16 protein-coding genes and 1 other annotated feature are annotated in these 17,097 nt (G+C 38.2%); of the genes, 11 read left to right on the top strand and 5 right to left on the bottom strand.

Translation table 11 applies throughout. The annotated features are described in order from the left end of the window. The first annotated feature begins 198 nt into the window (after window positions 1–198). Window positions 199–849 (top strand): 5-bromo-4-chloroindolyl phosphate hydrolysis family protein, encoded by a 651-nt coding sequence (locus tag NST91_RS21240; RefSeq protein WP_341332719.1) that lies wholly within the window; start codon window positions 199–201, stop codon window positions 847–849. A gap of 6 nt (window positions 850–855) precedes the next feature. Continuing rightward, window positions 856–2,040, top strand: a complete 1,185-nt coding sequence (locus NST91_RS21235) for a toxic anion resistance protein (protein ID WP_341332718.1) — start codon at window positions 856–858, stop codon at window positions 2,038–2,040. 107 nt (window positions 2,041–2,147) lie between these two features. Here NST91_RS21235 and NST91_RS21230 read toward each other — a convergent pair whose 3' ends face one another. From NST91_RS21230 to NST91_RS21210, 5 genes are all read right to left on the bottom strand, one after another. Further along, on the bottom strand, window positions 2,148–3,443 hold the full coding sequence (locus NST91_RS21230; protein ID WP_121448938.1) for a TRAP transporter large permease subunit: 1,296 nt from the start codon (window positions 3,441–3,443) through the stop codon (window positions 2,148–2,150). Then, on the bottom strand, window positions 3,443–3,925 hold the full coding sequence (locus NST91_RS21225) for a TRAP transporter small permease subunit (protein WP_121448937.1): 483 nt from the start codon (window positions 3,923–3,925) through the stop codon (window positions 3,443–3,445). The genes NST91_RS21230 and NST91_RS21225 overlap by 1 nt, the downstream gene beginning before the upstream one ends. Next, complete coding sequence (locus NST91_RS21220; RefSeq protein ID WP_341332717.1) at window positions 3,918–4,913, bottom strand: TRAP transporter substrate-binding protein; 996 nt, start codon at window positions 4,911–4,913, stop codon at window positions 3,918–3,920. Before NST91_RS21220 ends, NST91_RS21225 begins: the two co-directional genes overlap by 8 nt. Window positions 4,914–5,077: 164 nt before the next feature. Further along, window positions 5,078–6,412: a branched-chain amino acid transport system II carrier protein gene (gene brnQ, locus NST91_RS21215; RefSeq protein WP_341332716.1), complete on the bottom strand. Its 1,335-nt coding sequence runs from the start codon at window positions 6,410–6,412 to the stop codon at window positions 5,078–5,080. An 88-nt stretch (window positions 6,413–6,500) separates the two neighbouring features. After that, window positions 6,501–6,747: a binding site (T-box leader), on the bottom strand. Window positions 6,748–6,894: 147 nt separating this feature from the next. After that, window positions 6,895–7,659 carry an IclR family transcriptional regulator gene (locus NST91_RS21210; protein ID WP_341332715.1) on the bottom strand — a complete coding sequence of 255 codons (765 nt, stop codon included), beginning with the start codon at window positions 7,657–7,659 and terminating at the stop codon, window positions 6,895–6,897. Window positions 7,660–8,105: 446 nt separating this feature from the next. Here NST91_RS21210 and NST91_RS21205 point away from each other — a divergent pair, with 446 nt between their 5' ends. The 9 genes from NST91_RS21205 to NST91_RS21165 all read left to right on the top strand — a co-directional run bounded on the left by NST91_RS21205 (window position 8,106) and on the right by NST91_RS21165 (window position 16,804). Then, on the top strand, window positions 8,106–8,750 hold the full coding sequence (locus tag NST91_RS21205) for a bifunctional 4-hydroxy-2-oxoglutarate aldolase/2-dehydro-3-deoxy-phosphogluconate aldolase (protein ID WP_341332714.1): 645 nt from the start codon (window positions 8,106–8,108) through the stop codon (window positions 8,748–8,750). 3 nt (window positions 8,751–8,753) lie between these two features. Further along, complete coding sequence (locus NST91_RS21200) at window positions 8,754–9,770, top strand: PfkB family carbohydrate kinase (protein ID WP_341332713.1); 1,017 nt, start codon at window positions 8,754–8,756, stop codon at window positions 9,768–9,770. Between the two features lie 54 nt (window positions 9,771–9,824). Continuing rightward, window positions 9,825–10,655: a 5-dehydro-4-deoxy-D-glucuronate isomerase gene (kduI, locus tag NST91_RS21195; RefSeq protein WP_121448943.1), complete on the top strand. Its 831-nt coding sequence runs from the start codon at window positions 9,825–9,827 to the stop codon at window positions 10,653–10,655. Window positions 10,656–10,675: 20 nt separating this feature from the next. Beyond that, entirely contained in the window at window positions 10,676–11,458 is a 783-nt protein-coding gene (kduD, locus tag NST91_RS21190) for a 2-dehydro-3-deoxy-D-gluconate 5-dehydrogenase KduD (protein ID WP_341332712.1), read from the top strand. Window positions 11,459–11,621: 163 nt separating this feature from the next. Then, window positions 11,622–12,248: a DUF4004 family protein gene (locus NST91_RS21185; protein WP_121448930.1), complete on the top strand. Its 627-nt coding sequence runs from the start codon at window positions 11,622–11,624 to the stop codon at window positions 12,246–12,248. Window positions 12,249–12,262: 14 nt separating this feature from the next. Continuing rightward, on the top strand, window positions 12,263–12,988 hold the full coding sequence (locus NST91_RS21180) for a polymer-forming cytoskeletal protein (protein WP_341332711.1): 726 nt from the start codon (window positions 12,263–12,265) through the stop codon (window positions 12,986–12,988). Window positions 12,989–13,198: 210 nt separating this feature from the next. Beyond that, a complete protein-coding gene (locus tag NST91_RS21175; RefSeq protein ID WP_341332710.1) occupies window positions 13,199–14,389 on the top strand; it encodes a DEAD/DEAH box helicase in 1,191 nt (396 codons plus the stop codon). A 100-nt stretch (window positions 14,390–14,489) separates the two neighbouring features. Then, window positions 14,490–15,515, top strand: a complete 1,026-nt coding sequence (locus tag NST91_RS21170; protein WP_341332709.1) for a Gfo/Idh/MocA family protein — start codon at window positions 14,490–14,492, stop codon at window positions 15,513–15,515. 248 nt (window positions 15,516–15,763) lie between these two features. Continuing rightward, complete coding sequence (locus NST91_RS21165; protein ID WP_341332708.1) at window positions 15,764–16,804, top strand: TRAP transporter substrate-binding protein; 1,041 nt, start codon at window positions 15,764–15,766, stop codon at window positions 16,802–16,804. The last annotated feature ends 293 nt before the right edge of the window (window positions 16,805–17,097 follow it).

The raw sequence follows: 17,097 nt of genomic DNA, 5'->3' as shown, positions 1-17,097 counted from the left end.
CGAGTGCCAGCATCGTTGTAAAGTCCTTCATTAACCTAATGAAGACCCGGACTGAGCGCCAGCACCGTTGTAAAGTCCTACATCCACAAAGTTCGCAAAACTATAAGTTCACACCAGATTTTCCCTTGAAAATTTTTGAAACCAACGTTTGAGTTGGTTCGTATATAATAGTAAGACAGAATGTTAGGAGTCGATTGTATGAATCAATTGCTTGCTTTTATTGTTAAATCGTTCATTTCAGTGCCGACAATGGCTACTGTCTGGTTAGTAAGTATGTTTGCGTTTGACCAAACCTTCCTACTTTCGTCTGGGTATGCATTATTAGGTGGCGGGATTGCCTATTTTGGAACGTCTGTCATAATGAAACAAGCCTTTTTACGAAAACATCGGTTAACGAGGAAGGAATATCAATATATTGAGAGAAATTTAAAGGAAGCAAAGAAAAAACTTGCTAGACTAAATAAATCCCTTTTTACCGTTCGTCACATCCCGTCATTGAAACAAAGAGTAGATTTGCATCGTGTTACAAAGAAGATCTACCGGTTATCGAAGAGCGAACCGAGACGCTTCTATCTAGCGGAACGTTTTTATTTTTCACATTTGGATTCAGTTGTGGAATTAACAGAGAAGTATGCGTTTCTTTCTTCCCAACCGAAGAAAAATAGTGAGCTAGAGAGATCACTGCATGAAACACGAAGAGTACTCGAAGAATTGACGGAAACGATTGAAAAGGATTTACACAAAATGCTCTCGAATGATATAGATGATTTGCATTTCGAAATTGATGTAGCAAAAAATTCGAATAAACAAGCAAATGATTCTCATTTCATTGATCAAAATAGGAGGTAAATGAGTATGAGTGAACAGTTTTCTCCAAAGTACAAAGAACCTGCGAATTTAATGGATGAATTACTTGCAAATCCATTTGATGAGAAGAAAGAAGAACAGGAAAATCCAATTATCTTAACACAAGAAGAAGAGAAAAAACCTGTACGTCTAGTGGATGTGTTACCCGAAGAAAATAAGGAAAAAGCACTTCAGTTAGCGAAACAAATTGACCCAACCAATCATCAAACGATGATTTCATACGGAACACCTGCACAAAACAAGCTCCTTTCATTTTCAAATACAATGCTTGAGCATGTTCAAAAAAATGATGTGGGTGAAGTTGGAAAAATCATCTCAGACCTCATGCATCGTCTTGATGAGATGAAGCCTGAGGAGTTAAATCCTGAAAAACGTTCTGTAATTGCACGGATGTTTGGTAAGATTTCAAATTCCGTTCAAGAGGTATTATCAAAATACCAAAAAACAGGAGCACAAATTGACAGAATTAGTGTGAAGCTTGAAAGAAGTAAAAATGTCCTTTTATCAGACATTGCAATCCTTGAAAAGCTTTATGACAACAATAAGGACTATTTTGATGCGTTAAATGTCTACATTGCAGCTGGCGAATTAAAGCTTGAGGAAATGCATCAAAAGATTATCCCAGATTTAAAGAAACAAGCAGAAGCCTCTAATGACCAAATGAAGGTGCAAGAAGTAAATGACATGGTTCAATTTGCAGACCGCCTTGAAAAACGTGTACATGACCTGAAGTTAAGTAGGGAAATTACGATTCAAAGCGCACCACAAATCCGTTTGATCCAAAACACAAACCAAGCGCTTGTGGAAAAAATTCAATCTTCCATCATGACGGCAATTCCATTATGGAAAAACCAAGTCGCCATTGCGCTAACTTTAATTAGACAGCGTCATGCGGTAGAAGCACAAAAACAAGTTTCCAAAACGACGAATGAACTTTTATTGAAGAATGCAGAAATGCTAAAAAGCAATACTTTAGAAACAGCAAGAGAAAATGAGCGTGGTTTAGTCGATGTAGAAACATTGAAGAAAACGAAGGAAAACCTCATTTCTACATTAGAAGAAACATTACGTATTCAAGAGGAAGGTCGAAACAAACGTCGTCAAGCCGAGCTTGAGTTAGCTTCGATGGAAACTGAACTTCGCCAAAAACTATTAGATATCAAGACTGACTAATATATGAAAAGGATAGATACCAAATGTGGTATCTATCCTTTTTATTTTGTCTAGCCCTAGGCTCAAACGGCTCGAGATACAAGCATTCGAGCTTTACACTTTTTAATTTACAATCCAAATAATTGTGGTAAGAACAACGAGATTTGAGGGACAAATGCTACGAGTAATAGCACTAGAATAACAACCCCGAAATAAGGCAATAACGTTGGTACCACTTCTTCAATTTTAACTTTCGCGACACTACATCCAACAAATAGAGCACTTCCCACAGGCGGTGTCATATTTCCAATACATAATCCGAAGCAGATCAGCATTCCGAAATGAATCGGATCCATACCAAAGCTTTGCGCGACAGGTAAAAAGATTGGAGTGAAAATTAGTACAGCCGGTGTGATATCCATAAAGGTACCAACTAGTAATAAGATAAAAATGATAATGAGAATAATCCCGTATTGATTATCGGTGATCGATAAAAGGGCACTACTTATTGCCTCCGGTAATTTCATATACGACATTACAAGTGAAAATAGAGCAGAAGCCGTAATCAAGAAGAGGATCATTCCAGTAATTTCGATCGTTTCGATAAAAATGGCTGGCAAATCCTTCAGCTTAAAGTTTTTATAAATAATCGAAAGAATGACTGAATATATAACTGCGACAGCTGCACCTTCAGTAGCTGTGAAAATACCAGCAACAATTCCTCCAATAACAATAACAATTAACAATAAACTTGGGATTGCACTAACGATAATATAGAAAGTATCTTTTGCACTAGGTAATTTCGAAACAGGGTAGTTTTCTTTTTTCGCCATAAAATAGGCAACAACCATTACCGCTAAGCCCCATAAGATTCCCGGTATATATCCGGCCATAAATAATGCAGCAACAGAAGTACCTCCACTCACCAATGAGTACACAATCAGTACTGAGCTTGGCGGTATGATTAGTCCTGTAGGTGCAGAAGCAATATTAACTGCTGCTGAATACGTTAGTTTATAACCTTGGTTCGTTTGCATAGGAGTCATGATCCGTCCCATCGCTGCAGCAGAGGCAACACTTGAGCCAGATATTGAACCAAACAGCATATTCCCAACAGCATTCGTATGTGCCAATGATCCTGGGAGTTTTCCAACCAAGACCTTCGCAAAATTCACTAATCGGAAAGCAATTCCACCATTATTCATGATAATTCCTGATAGAACAAATAAAGGAATCGCCAACATTGTAAAATTATCAATTCCCGTTACCATTCTTTGAGCGGATGTTAAAATAGCTACATCAAACGGCAATACGAACAGAAAGGTAAAAACAGAGCTTAAGATGATTGCAATCGCAATCGGTGCCCCAAACAATAAGAGAAAGAAAAAGGTGACAAATAGGATGATTCCAGCAATAGTTTCCATTATAGAATCACCTCTCTTTTTCGTTCCTTATAAGACGTCAAACTGTGAATTTGATAGATAATAATGCAAATCCCACTAACAAGTATAGCAGAATAAACAACTCCCATAGAAAGACCAGTTGCTGCTGCCGTTTGAGCAGAAGTAAGCATTACAATTCGTATTCCACCGTAAACCATTAAAATTGCAGCAGTTAAAAGAACAATAACATCAGTAATAAATTCAATTTGAAGCTGCACCTTTGGGCTAAACTTTTCTCTAATAAAAAGGATCCCAATATGCTTTTTTGCACCGAATACATAGGCAGCTGACATGAGTCCAAACCAAATTAACATATATCTAATTAATTCCTCTGTTCCTGGAGAGGAGATGTTAAACACATACCGTGATAGCACTTGCCAGGTTGACATCACAACCATAGAAACAAGTAATAAACTTGAGAAGACAATCAATACTTTGTCGAGAACTTGTTTAACCTTATTCATTAGACGAATTCCCCTTTATTAATTGGTAAATATCTTTTGTTTTTTCATCTTTTGCATAAGCCTCGTGGAGTGGCTGAACGGCATTTATAAAGGAGGTTTTGTCAACCTCAATGAAATGTACGCCCATTTTGTTTTTAGCGGTTTCAGTTTGTTCTTTAATCGTTTTTCCCCAAACGGTTTCGTGATAAAGGGTAGATTCCTTGGCTGCCTCCTGAATAATAGCTTTTTCATCGTCTGTTAAATTGTTGAATCGTTTTGCATTTATGATGAGCATATCTGGTACGATTTGGTGGCCAGTATACATATAATATTTAGCAACCTCACCGTGGTTATTACCCACTAGAGCGGTTTCATTATTCTCAGCAGCATCAATAACTCCTGATTGTAGAGCCGTGTAAACTTCTCCATACGCCATCGGAGTAGGGAGTCCACCAAATGCCTCAATCATATTTACACTCGTTTGACTTGGTTGAACCCTTGTTTTTAATCCTGCTACATCCTCTACAGTGTGTACTTCACGATCCTTCGTATATAAGTTACGAGAACCTGCGTTGTAGTAGGTTAATGCAATAATACCAATATCCTCAGTTTTGTAATAAAGCTGATCGGTAATCGTTTTATCATTCATTTTTTTCTCGAACTCTTCGTAATCCTCAAAGACATATGGCAAACTGAAGATGGAGTAATCGGATTCAAATCCTTCTAAGGCGCTTGCACTCACTTTTGCGACATCTACAGCACCTGATTGCGTTAGTTCAAGTACTTCACGTTCACTTCCTAGTTGCCCATTTGGATAGATTTCCACCTGGATTTTATTATTTGATTTTTCTTCAACTAATCTGCCAAATTCGACAAGTGATAGATGAACGGGGTGATCTAAAGTTTGGTTGTGGGCAAGCTTTATTTCTTTAACACCAGCATCATTGTTACACCCCACAAGTAATAAAGCGGTTACGAAAACAAATAGAAATTGGGCTATCATTCTCATGCTGCTACCTCCTAAGATAATAATAAGCGGTTCCATTTTTGTTATTTTGTGTTTGATTATAAAACTTATCCTAAAAATGGAATAAACGATAATTGATTTGTTTAGAAAACAAACAAATTAGAACTTTTAAAAGAGTACCATAAGTACCCTTTTAAAATCAATCATTAAAATGTTTTTATTTTTGCATCTTCGACAAATTCTGCATTTTTACTGAATTGGCTCAACAAGAGTCCTAATGCTGTTCCTACGAGGGCCGGAACGATCCATTCTAAGCCAACAGATGCTAATGGCAGCCTATTTTTTAAATCTTGAATTGGTCCAAGGTCAAGACCGAATGCATTTAATCCACTGATGAGTGCGAACACGCCTGTAAATAACATCGCGGTGCCATATACGGCTTTCGTATTTTTAAAATAACGACTAAAGAAGGTTAATACGACTAACACAATTAATAGTGGGTAAGTCATTACTAGGAACGGAACAGAGACTTTTAAAATCTGTGCTAATCCTAAATTTGATAGAGTAAAACCAACTAATGTTACAAGTAGTACAACAGATTTATAGCTTGCCTTTGGAAGTAAATTTGAAAAATACTGGCCACATGCAGTTGTTAATCCAACAACGGTTGTGAAACAAGCTAATGTGAAAATTAAGCCGAGCAGTACAGTTCCACTTTGTCCAAATAAAAGAGTCGCTGCAGTAGATAAGATATCTGTACCATCATCGAATGTTCCTTGGCTAGCCATTTTTGCACCAATTAATCCAATTCCAACATAAATTGCAGAAAGGAGGATACCTGCAATGACCCCAGCTTTAAATGTATATTTTGTTAGCTGCGACCGATTTTCAATGCCCTTTTTTTGAATCGAGTTTAAGATAACAATTCCGAATGCTAATGAAGCAAGAGCGTCCATCGTATTATATCCTTCTAGGAAACCAGTAAAGAATGCTCCAGTTTGGTAACCTTCTGTAGGACTTAGGAAAGGTGTTTCGATTTTAAATAATCCAACAATAATTAAAGTTATAATTGCAATTAATAAGGTTGGAGCAATTAGGCGCCCCATATATTTCTCCATTTTACTAGGATTTAAGCTGATAAAATACACAAGACCAAAGAAAAGAAACGAGAAAAGCAATAAGATTAGGGCTGTATTTGTTGTTTCAGGTAAAAATGGTGAGATACCCATTTCAAACGCAACGTTAGCATTTCTTGGAATTGCAAGAAAAGGTCCAATACAAAGGTAGACTGCAACCATGAAGGCTGTGCTAAAAACAGGATGTACACGATCACCCATTGCCTGCGCGCCACCTTTTACTAGTGAAACTGCAAAGATAACTAGAACTGGTAAACCTACTCCCGTTACAATAAAGCCAAGCATACCCATCCAAAAATTAGTACCTGCACCAGCACCTAAAAAAGGTGGGAAAATCAGATTACCAGCACCAAAAAACATCGAAAATAACATAAACCCAACAAACAAAATATCCAACCTCTTCACCAAAAACATCTCCTTGAAAATTATTCTAAAATAGGGACAGAGGGACAGGTCCCCTGTCCCAGAAAAAACAAAAAACCTCGCCCCTAAAAATAGGGACGAGGTTAACTCGCGATACCACCCTGATTCCGCAATCTTAAAGTAAATAGACTACGACACTCACTAACGTACAATCATACGTGTTCCTTCGTAACGGCGGACTACCCGTCAAAGCTTACTTGTTTCAGCTTTGCATCTCAGAGATGATTTTCGGATGGCTCTGAACATCGACTTTCAGCAACTGTCGACTCTCTGGGGAACAGGATTCCAATCGTACTCTTTCTCTTCATCGATTTTTAATATATTGGTATATTATCAGAAGAGGGGATAGAAGGTCAACAAGTTTTTTGACAGTTTTTATTATTGAATGTTTTTTTGGGACGGAGGGACAGGTACCTCATTCCTGTAAAAAATTGGTGGGACAAGGTACCTGTCCCCATGACCCACTAGAGTAGTTCACTTTCGATGCCTTGTTTGCAGGCAAGGACGTTTTGGATGATTTGTGAGATAAATTCATCGGTGATTCGGTATTTTGGGACACTGACGCTAAAGGCACCATGGTTTTTTCCATCAACTGTAATACTTGCCCCGACACAAAAGATATCTGCCTCATGTTCTTCATTATCAAAGGAGTATCCTCTTTTACGAATTTCATTGATTTCCTTCATAAAGTCTTCTTTCGATGTAATCGTATTTTGGGTTTTCTTTTCTAAGGTATGGTTGTTTAAATAATGTTCTATTAGATGGTCGGGTTGGTCCGCTAAGATTGATTTTCCCATTGCCGAACAATAGAGTGGGATTGCTTTACCGACACGTGAGTATAAAGAGACCGGGTTGAAACTCTCTAGTTTTGTAATATAGACGATGCTAGAACGGTCAAGGATACCGAGGTGCACAGTCTCGGTTGTTTGGTTTCTAAGTTTTTCTAAATAAGGTTGGGCGATATCTTTGATTTCATTTGAATTTAATGCCCTGTTGGCGTATTTGATGATGGCCATCCCAAGACGGAATTTTTTCGTTTCTTCGTCCTTTTGTACATATCCAATTAATTGGAGTGTATCTAAGATTTTTAAGGCGGTCGAACTTGTTAATTCAGTTTCTTTTGCTATTTGTTGGAGACTTTGTGGTTTATCGACAGAAGACAGGTATTTAAGTATATTATCGGCTTTTAACAACACGGTACCATATGGTTGCTTCTTTTCAGCTGTCAAGGTAATCACTCACTTTTTAAAGATTGTTCAAAAATTGCGGTGAATATGAGGAATCGAATTTCTGCAATCATTGCTCCGGGTCAACATCATGAACAACTATGTTATGCGGTTCTTGTCTCTTAGTTTATACACGAAGTCAATACATCAGCGCAATGCTGAAAGGGGGGGAACTCAAACAGATTCCCTGCTCCAGTACTCGGGCTCGCCACCTCGAAATTTCGACGCACAGGACGTGCTAGTGTCGACAATGCCACAGGAAGTGGTGTCTTAGTCGACGTGATCCTCTTCATCCTCCTTTTTGAATCTCAATTATTGTTAAATTTCTAAAAACATTCAATCTATTGGTTGAAATCCCTTTCACTATTATATATAATTGCTTTGTAAGTTTCCATATAATAAAACAAATTTCCAAATAGGAAATAGTCTAAGAGATTTTGGAGGCAACTATGAAAAAAATAAATGTACTCTCAAAAATCGCAGATTGCGGCGTGGTCGCAGTTGTACGAGCAGACACAAAAGAAGAAGCGGTTAAAATCTCAAAAAGCTGTGTAGAGGGTGGGATCATCGGAATCGAGGTGACATTCACAGTTGACGGTGCTGATGAGGTTATTAAAGAACTAGCTTCCATCTACAAAAATAGTGAAGTTGTGATTGGTGCTGGAACAGTACTTGATGCAACAACTGCACGAATTGCAATCTTAGCAGGAGCAGAATTCGTTGTAAGCCCAAGTTTCGATGAAGAAACTGCTAAACTATGTAACTTGTATCAAATTCCGTATATGCCAGGTTGTATGACCATTACTGAAATGAAGCGTGCACTTGAATCCGGTGCTGACATTATTAAACTCTTTCCAGGAAATGCTTTTGGTCCGGATTTTGTGAAAGCGGTTAAGGCTCCATTACCACAGGTGAATATCATGCCTACAGGTGGCGTTAGCCTAGATAACATTGATCAATGGATTAAAAATGGATGTGTGGCTGTCGGTGTAGGTGGGAATTTGGTTGCCCCTGCAAAAACAGGTGATTACGCAAAAATAACAGAATACGCAGCGCAGTATGTTGCGAAAGTTAGAGAAGCAAGAGGGGAATAAACTATGAAAAAGAAGATTGTTACATTTGGTGAACCCTTGCTTCGCTTATCAACTAACTTAGGTGAACGTCTTTTCCAAGCCGATCAGTTGACAATGCATTATGGTGGGGCGGAAGCAAATGTAAGTGCGTCCCTTTCACGTTTTGGCTATGATGTCTATTTTGTTGGTAAAGTACCAAACAATCCACTTGGTCAAGCATATGAGCGACATTTACATTCATTTGGTGTTCATACCGATTACCTTTTAAAAGGTGGAGAACGCCTAGGTACATATTACTTGGAAACTGGAGTAGGCGAACGAAGTGCACAAGTCACGTATGACCGAAAAGCTTCTAGCTTTGCACAGCTTTCAACGGATGAAATAAATTTTGAAGAAATTTTAAAAGATGCAGACCTTTTCCATGTATCTGGTATCACACCAGCCCTTTCGCCAGACTTACAGGAACTAACTTTACGGGGATTAAAAACTGCAAAAGAATTAGGAGTCACAACAAGCTTTGATTTTAATTACCGTGCGAAGTTATGGAGTCTTGAGGAAGCTTCACGTGGAATCCAACCATTTTTACCATATGTAGATATATGTTCTTGTGGAGAATTGGATGCGCTTAACTTATTAGGCATTGAAGAAGCAGACCCAAGTTTGGATCATTCTGAAAAACTATCATTTTATTATAAAAAGATAACTGAAAAGTATCCAAATATAAAATACTTATTTTCTACTTTTAGAGAAGTACTTTCTGCTTCACATAATACATTACAAGGGAATTTCTTTAATAACGGGGAGTTGTACCAATCAAGGGTGCATAACATCGACCAAATTGTAGACCGAGTTGGAGGCGGAGATGCCTTTGCTTCGGGTGTAATATTTGGAATTCTAGAAGGAAATGACCCACAGCAAATTGTCAATTTTGGAACTGCAGCTTCAGCACTGAAGCACACTGTACATGGAGATTGTAATGTCTTTTCGGAAGAGGATATCACAGCATTTGCTGAAAATGCGTCAGGAAAAATTGTCCGATAAGATATTCAAATATATAAATATTACTTTTAGGAGGAATATGAAATGGAAACAAAAATGGAAACACGTTATGCAAATCATCCGGAGGAAATCAAAAGATTTAATACAGATGAGTTAAGAAAACAATTTTTGGTGGAAACCATTTTCGAGCCTGGACAAGTAAAGTTAACATATACACATAATGACCGAATGATCTTTGGTGGAGTTACTCCTACTGACAAAGAATTAACAATAACGCTTAATAAAGAGCTTGGAGTAGAGTATTTCTTAGAGCGCCGTGAACTAGGAATTATTAACATCGGTGGCGAGGGAATGGTTATTCTTGATGGTGAAGAATACAACATGGTTCGTCAAGATGGATTATACGTAGGCAAAGGAACGAAGGAAGTGTTATTCACTTCTAAGGATCCTAACAATCCAGCGAAGTTTTATATCAATTCAGCACCAGCACACCACAAGTATCCAACTGTAAAAATCGATATTAATGAAATTAAACCATTCGAAACAGGCGAGCCTGGAACACTGAACGAACGTAAAATCTATCAATATGTACATCCAAATGTATGTGAAAGTAACCAACTTCAAATGGGTCTAACCATGCTTGCTCCAGGAAGCGTTTGGAACACAATGCCATGTCATACACATGAGCGTAGAATGGAAGTTTACCTATACTTTGATATGGAACCGGAAACTCGTGTATTCCACTTCATGGGTCAACCAAATGAAACAAGACATCTTGTAATGAAAAACGAACAGTGTGCAATTTCACCAAGCTGGTCTATTCATACTGGAACTGCAACAAGCAACTATACATTCATCTGGGGTATGTGTGGAGAAAACATCACGTACACTGACATGGATGTTGTAGCAATGGAAGACTTACGATAAGGAATTGGAGGACTTTTAAAATGACAACACAATTGTCTGATTTCTCACTAGACTTTTTCTCATTGACAGGAAAGGTTGCAATCGTAACTGGTGGTGCTACTGGACTAGGTCAAGGCTTTGCAGTTGCATTAGCAAAAGCTGGAGCAGACCTGTTCATTACTACACATGGCACTAGCTGGGACGAAACGAGAGAATTAATTGAAAAAGAAGGTCGTCGTGTCGAATTTTTCCAAACGGATTTATCCAAACGTGAAAATGCAAAAGCAGTAGTTGCGGAATGTGTAAAAGCATTTGGAAAAGTTGATATTTTAGTAAACAATGCTGGTACAATTCGTCGTTCTCCAATCCTTGAATATAAAGAAGAGGACTGGGATGCTGTTATTGATCTGAACTTAAACTCTCTATACTTCTTGAGTCAAGAAGCTGCAAAAGTAATGGTAGAGCAAAAGAGCGGAAAAATCATTAACGTCGCTTCAATGCTTTCATACCAAGGTGGAAAATTTGTTCCTCCTTATACAGCAAGTAAACACGCTGTTCATGGACTTACAAAGTCATTTGCAAATGAACTTGCTGAATACGGAATTCAAACAAATGCCATTGCACCTGGATATGTAGCAACTAACAACACGACACAAATCCGTGCAGATGAGAAACGGAATGCAGAAATCTTATCACGTATTCCTGCAGCACGCTGGGCAACTCCTGCTGACCTAATGGGAACAGTCGTCTTCCTAGCAAGCAATGCATCTAATTACGTAAACGGCCACACACTAGCAGTTGACGGTGGCTGGCTAGCACGATAAAAAACAAACCTAAGCTGAATCGCAATCACGCGATTCAGCTTTTTTTGTGGTGCTGGGTCAGGGGGACAGGTCCCTCGTCCCAAATGGGATTTTTTTGAATTTTTTCTTGATTAACGTAACAGTGTTATGTTACACTGTTTTTGTAGAAAGGAGCCGTTTAGAAATGAGTGAAGAATTATTATCGAAGAAGGAATTACTTGAAGTAACGGGCATTTCTTATGGGCAGCTCTATAGATGGAAGCGGAAAGATTTAATACCTGAAGACTGGTTTATCCGAAAATCAACCTTTACAGGACAAGAAACCTTTTTTCCGAAAGAAAGGATCCTTGAGCGTATTGATAAGATTCAAAAAATGAAGGAAAACCTATCTCTCGATGAATTAGCAGAAATGTTCTCCCCAAGTGTTGGCGAATTAAACCTCAGTAAAAAGGAATTGGTCAATAGAGGTCTCGCTTCTGAAACAACAATTAATCTATACCTAGAACACAGTAAGGAAAGTCCTGAACAGTTTCATTTTGAAGGAATATTAGTCGTTTACATCGTTGAAAAGCTTCTGCAATCTGGTGACATTAGTCTTGATGAAGCAAAAATGGTGATCCAAGTTTCAAACGATTACTTTGCAAAAGAAAAGCAAAGCTATGGTGAATTAATTATCGCTCGTAAACTCGGTGTTTCAACATGTTTAATTGTACCAAGTACTACAAATTTGGTTATTGAACAAGGAACGAAGCTAATTGTGAATCTGGCATATGCAGATGAAATCGAAGAACTACGAACAAAATTACTATAGACGGAGGTTAAAGTATGGTAAACATTGAAAATAAAGGGAATTTAGTGATTAACGGTATGGGTTCATCTGGCGGTGGCACTTTTAAAAAAGTATTAATTAACGGAAAAGGTACTGTACATGGTGATGTGGATTGTTATGATTTTTCGATAAATGGTACTGGCAGAGTGGTTGGGAACGTTAAAGGGGAACACGGGAAAATCAATGGAAGTGGAGACATTGAAGGATCCATTGACTTTGATCGTTTTACAATAGATGGTACTGGTGGCATACGTGGTAATGTAAAAGTGAATAAAATTGCAATATCCGGCAAAGGTAGAATCGGTGGCAGCTTAAAAGGGGAAGAAATAAAAATTAGAGGAAATGCAACAATAGGAGAGGATTGTGAGGCTGAAGAATTCAAGGGAGAAGGTGGTTTCAAAATCGGAGGATTATTAAATGCAGATGTAATCGACATCTCGATTGCTGGTGAATGCAGCGCAAAAGAAATTGGTGGTCAAAGCATCAAGGTTAAGAAAGGCATTTTTCGCTTCCTAAATAATCTGTTTAAATCGGTTTACCCAGTATCCTTGAATACAGAAATAATCGAGGCAGATGAAATTGAAATTGAATATACAAAGGCAAAAATGGTTAGAGGGAAAAATATCAACATCGGCCCCGACTGCGAAATTGACGTTGTTGAATACACAGGAACATTCACACAAGACCCATCTGCAAAAATAAAAGAAGTCATAAAGATTTGATAGAACAATGTTATGTTTGGGGCGAAAGCCATGCCAATCTCCCCAAACATAACATTGGTAAATATGGAAATCCTTTAAAAGATAGTCCTCAAAGAACTAATCCACCCAAACACAATTTTCCTAACCAAGTTGTTTTTGCACTTTACCCAAAAGATAGTTAGAATAAACAATAGTCAAATAAAGTGAACTTGATAAGGAAGGTACATAAAAATGTCAAAATGGTCTCAATTAGAAGAAATGAAACCTGTTATACAGAAAAACTGGGATAAGTCAGGTTTTGAAACACCAACAGCCATACAAGAAAAAGCCATCCCTGCAATAGTAGAGGGGAAAGATGTGATATGCGAATCCCCGACCGGAACCGGAAAAACACTTTCATACTTGCTTCCAGCGATACAAAAGCTCGACGAAACAAAGAACGGAATCCAAATTGTCGTACTTGCTCCATCACGGGAGCTTGTCATGCAGATATCGGATGAAGTAAAAAAGTGGACGCAAGGCACAAATATCGTAAGCGCGTCTTTCATTGGCGGTGCAAACATTAAAAAGCAGGTTGAGAAAATAAAGGAACGCCCGCAGATAGTGATAGGAACGACAGGCCGTATTATGGAACTCATCAAAATGAAAAAAATGAAAATGCATGAGGTTACGACGGTAATTGTCGATGAAGCAGACCAACTCGTTTCAAATGAACATCTTTCTAATATCCAAAGTATTATCAAATCAACTTTACGGGATCGACAAATTCTCTTTTTCTCAGCAACTATTTCCGAGCAAACGGAAAAAACTGCGAAGTCCTTGATGAACAATGCTGAAATCATTCGAGTTCAGCAAACAATTAATCAGGAAAACACCACCCACATTTATTTTCTTTGTGAGCAGCGGGATAAAATAGATGTGTTACGAAAAATTATGTACACAGAGCCAGACAAGGCCATTGCTTTTATAAAAAGTCTTGATAAAGTAGAGGAAATTGAAGCGAAGTTAACGTATAACCATATTGATGTCGCCGTTCTTGCCGGAGAAGCAAAAAAACAAGAACGACAGCAATCGTTGAAAAACTTCCGGGCAGGAAAAATTCCTCTATTATTAACAACAGACGTTGCGGCAAGAGGGCTTGATATTCAAGATGTCACCTATGTCATTCATTTTGACTTTCCGAAAACAAACAGTCAATATGTCCACCGTTCGGGACGTACCGGACGAATGGGGAAAAAGGGTGTTGTCATTTCGATCGTAAATGCTCGTGAAGAAAGCTTCTTGAAAAAAATGGGACACGAGCTAGGAATTTCATTCACCAAGAAGGACTTTTACAAGGGAGAAATTGTAGACGCGCAAGAAAAGAAAACCTCTGCTCCCCAAAAAAGAAAACCAATTTCAAACAAGAAAACGAAACGATAATCGGACGAACAGCACCAGTTTGTCCTTTTTTAAATTGGTAAAAAAGAAAAAGTACTTTTATAATAAAGATGATAACGTTTACGGAGATGGGGGAATTTACATGTCAAATACCATAAAAATTGGAGTAGTCGGATCCGGTAGCATAGCCAATACACATATTAAAAGCATTCAAGAAGTAAACAGTGCTGAACTTGTTGCCATATACTCGCGCAATAAAGAAACGGTTCAAAAACTAGCAGATACATACAATTTAAAGGCCTACACAGACTACCAGGAATTCTTAACAAATGCAGGAATTGATATGGTTGTCATCGTTACACCGAGTGGTACTCATGCTCAATTAGGAATTGATGCTGCAAAAGCAGGAAAGCATGTCGTTGTAGAAAAACCAATTGATACTACAATAGAAAAAACGAATCAACTCATTGAAGCATGTAAAGAAGCAAATGTTACACTAAGTTGTATTTTTCAACATCGTTTTGATGAAGCCGTTTTAGATGTTAAAAAAGTCTTAAACGAAGGCGAGTTTGGTCAATTAAATTTTGGAGCTGCTCGTACAACCATCTATCGTTCACAGGAATACTATGATAGTGGTGCATGGCGTGGGACGTGGGAATTAGATGGTGGTGGCGCATTAATCAATCAGTCAATCCATTATATTGACCTCCTTCTTTACATAATGGGTCCAGTTGATGAGGTTTATGCCTATACAGCTACACGTGCTCATGAGCGCATTGAAGTTGAAGACATCGGTGTAGCAACGGTTAAATTTAAATCAGGTGCACTTGGGCTAATTGAAGGGAATACGACTGCCTATCCTGGTTTTTCAACAACACTTGATATTTTCGGCACAGACGGAAGTGTTATCATTGAGAATGACCATGTTAAAGAGTGGAAATTCAAGAGTGGTTTGGAATACGAGAACAAACAAAACAATATAGAAAATGACGTGTCATCCAATATTGTAAAAACAAACAAATCTTTTGTTAAACAATACACAGATATTGTACAAGCGATATTAGAAAATCGTAAACCATTAGTAACCGGCGAAGAGGCCAAAAGATCACTTGAATTGATAATGGCTATTTACCAATCAGCAAGAGAAGGAAGACCTGTAAAACTATAATCTTTTATAGATTAAAGACTAAGAATGCCTCTTCCTGTGGCTACGTCTTTGTGACCCATATCGTATGATCAAAGTGTCTCATTTTCTGAGGCACTTTATATTTTAATTTTATAATTTTGAATATTCAATAAAATACTTGAAAACCAGTTGGCTTTATCATAAGATGAAGTTGTTTGAAGGTCTACAAAATGTAAGCGTTGTCAACAACTGTGGGCCGAGAAAATAATTAATAGAGGGGGAACATTTCGATGAGGAAAAAATGGTTAGCATTTCTGTCCATTTCCTTCGTACTTGCAGGAGTATTAGCTGCTTGTAGTGGCGGAGGAACAGATAAGGAGCAGACTAGTGCTCCGGGGAACAATGGCAGCGATGAAAAAGAGAAAGATCCGATTGTGTTTCGTTTAGCAGACAATCAACCAGATGATTACCCAACAGTCGTTGGAGATAAGGAGTTTGCGAAACTAGTAGAAGAAAAAACAGGTGGCAGAATTAAAGTTGAAGTATATTCAGGTGGACAGCTGGGTGATGAAAAAAGCGTAATTGAGCAGGTTCAATTAGGAACAATTGATTTTGCACGTGTAAATGCAAGTCCACTTGCTGAGTTCTCTAAAGATTTAGGTGTTCTATCTATGCCTTATTTATTTAGGGGTGCTGATCATATGTGGAATGTCCTTAATGGAGAAATTGGTGAGGAGCTTCTAGTTGGGATGGAAGAAGCAAATATGAGAGGACTAGTATTCTACGATTCTGGTAGCCGTAATTTTTATAACTCTAAACATCCAGTCGAAAAGCCAGAAGATTTAAAAGGACTCAAGATTCGTGTTCAACAATCAGCCCTTGTAGTAGATATGGTTGAAGCATTAGGTGCATCAGCAACACCAATGGCTTATGAAGAAGTATATTCAGCTCTTCAAACAGGCGTTATTGATGGTGCGGAGAATAACTATCCAAGCTACTACTCAGTAAATCACTATGAAGTTGCAAAATACTTTACATTGGATGGACATTCCCGTGTACCAGAGATTCTTATGATTTCAAAGAAAGTATGGGGTGAGTTAAGCGCAGAAGACCAAAAAGCATTGAAAGAAGCTGCGATGGAATCTCAAAAGGTTCAAATCGATTCTTGGGCTGCTTTGGTTGAAAAAGCGAGAGAAAAGGTTGAAGCAGCAGGAAATGAGGTTACTGAAATTACAGATACTGCACCTTGGCGTGAAGCGGTACAGCCTGTCTATGATAAGCATGGTGGAGCATACAAAGAATGGATTGATAGAATTGAAGCGGTAGAATAATCAACAAACAGCCCTACCTCAGGTTGATTCTAACCAAAGGTAGGGTTGTTTGTTTAGGCTCTTTTCTATATGTTTGTTGTTTTTAGATATAATGTGTAAACCTAGTAGATTGGAGCGTAAGGTGGCGACTCCTCGAAAATGTATTCACATTTTCTTCGTGCGTGGGTTATTTCAAAGAAGCAAATTCAATGTCCAGCGGGAAAAGCGTGAGAATTGAGACCCCGCAGAAGCAGTAGGGACCTGTTCAGTTGTAGCGGCTAGAAACTCGAGAAATTTCAACTCCTCCTTCAGAG

Origin of the sequence: Ferdinandcohnia sp. FSL W7-1320 (assembly GCF_038050315.1) — a bacterium.
GTDB lineage: Bacteria > Bacillota > Bacilli > Bacillales > Bacillaceae_L > Ferdinandcohnia > Ferdinandcohnia aciditolerans.
Note: the sequence above shows the minus strand (reverse complement) of the source record. Positions and strands in the feature narration are given on the sequence as shown.

Coding starts and splice junctions, on each gene's coding strand:
- NST91_RS21240 (WP_341332719.1), top strand. CDS start 199: ATGAATCAATTGCTTGCTTTTATTGTTAAATCGTTCATTTCAGTGCCG.
- NST91_RS21235 (WP_341332718.1), top strand. CDS start 856: ATGAGTGAACAGTTTTCTCCAAAGTACAAAGAACCTGCGAATTTAATG.
- NST91_RS21230 (WP_121448938.1), bottom strand. CDS start 3,443: ATGGAAACTATTGCTGGAATCATCCTATTTGTCACCTTTTTCTTTCTC.
- NST91_RS21225 (WP_121448937.1), bottom strand. CDS start 3,925: ATGAATAAGGTTAAACAAGTTCTCGACAAAGTATTGATTGTCTTCTCA.
- NST91_RS21220 (WP_341332717.1), bottom strand. CDS start 4,913: ATGAGAATGATAGCCCAATTTCTATTTGTTTTCGTAACCGCTTTATTA.
- NST91_RS21205 (WP_341332714.1), top strand. CDS start 8,106: ATGAAAAAAATAAATGTACTCTCAAAAATCGCAGATTGCGGCGTGGTC.
- NST91_RS21200 (WP_341332713.1), top strand. CDS start 8,754: ATGAAAAAGAAGATTGTTACATTTGGTGAACCCTTGCTTCGCTTATCA.
- kduI (WP_121448943.1), top strand. CDS start 9,825: ATGGAAACACGTTATGCAAATCATCCGGAGGAAATCAAAAGATTTAAT.
- kduD (WP_341332712.1), top strand. CDS start 10,676: ATGACAACACAATTGTCTGATTTCTCACTAGACTTTTTCTCATTGACA.
- NST91_RS21185 (WP_121448930.1), top strand. CDS start 11,622: ATGAGTGAAGAATTATTATCGAAGAAGGAATTACTTGAAGTAACGGGC.
- NST91_RS21180 (WP_341332711.1), top strand. CDS start 12,263: ATGGTAAACATTGAAAATAAAGGGAATTTAGTGATTAACGGTATGGGT.
- NST91_RS21175 (WP_341332710.1), top strand. CDS start 13,199: ATGTCAAAATGGTCTCAATTAGAAGAAATGAAACCTGTTATACAGAAA.
- NST91_RS21170 (WP_341332709.1), top strand. CDS start 14,490: ATGTCAAATACCATAAAAATTGGAGTAGTCGGATCCGGTAGCATAGCC.
- NST91_RS21165 (WP_341332708.1), top strand. CDS start 15,764: ATGAGGAAAAAATGGTTAGCATTTCTGTCCATTTCCTTCGTACTTGCA.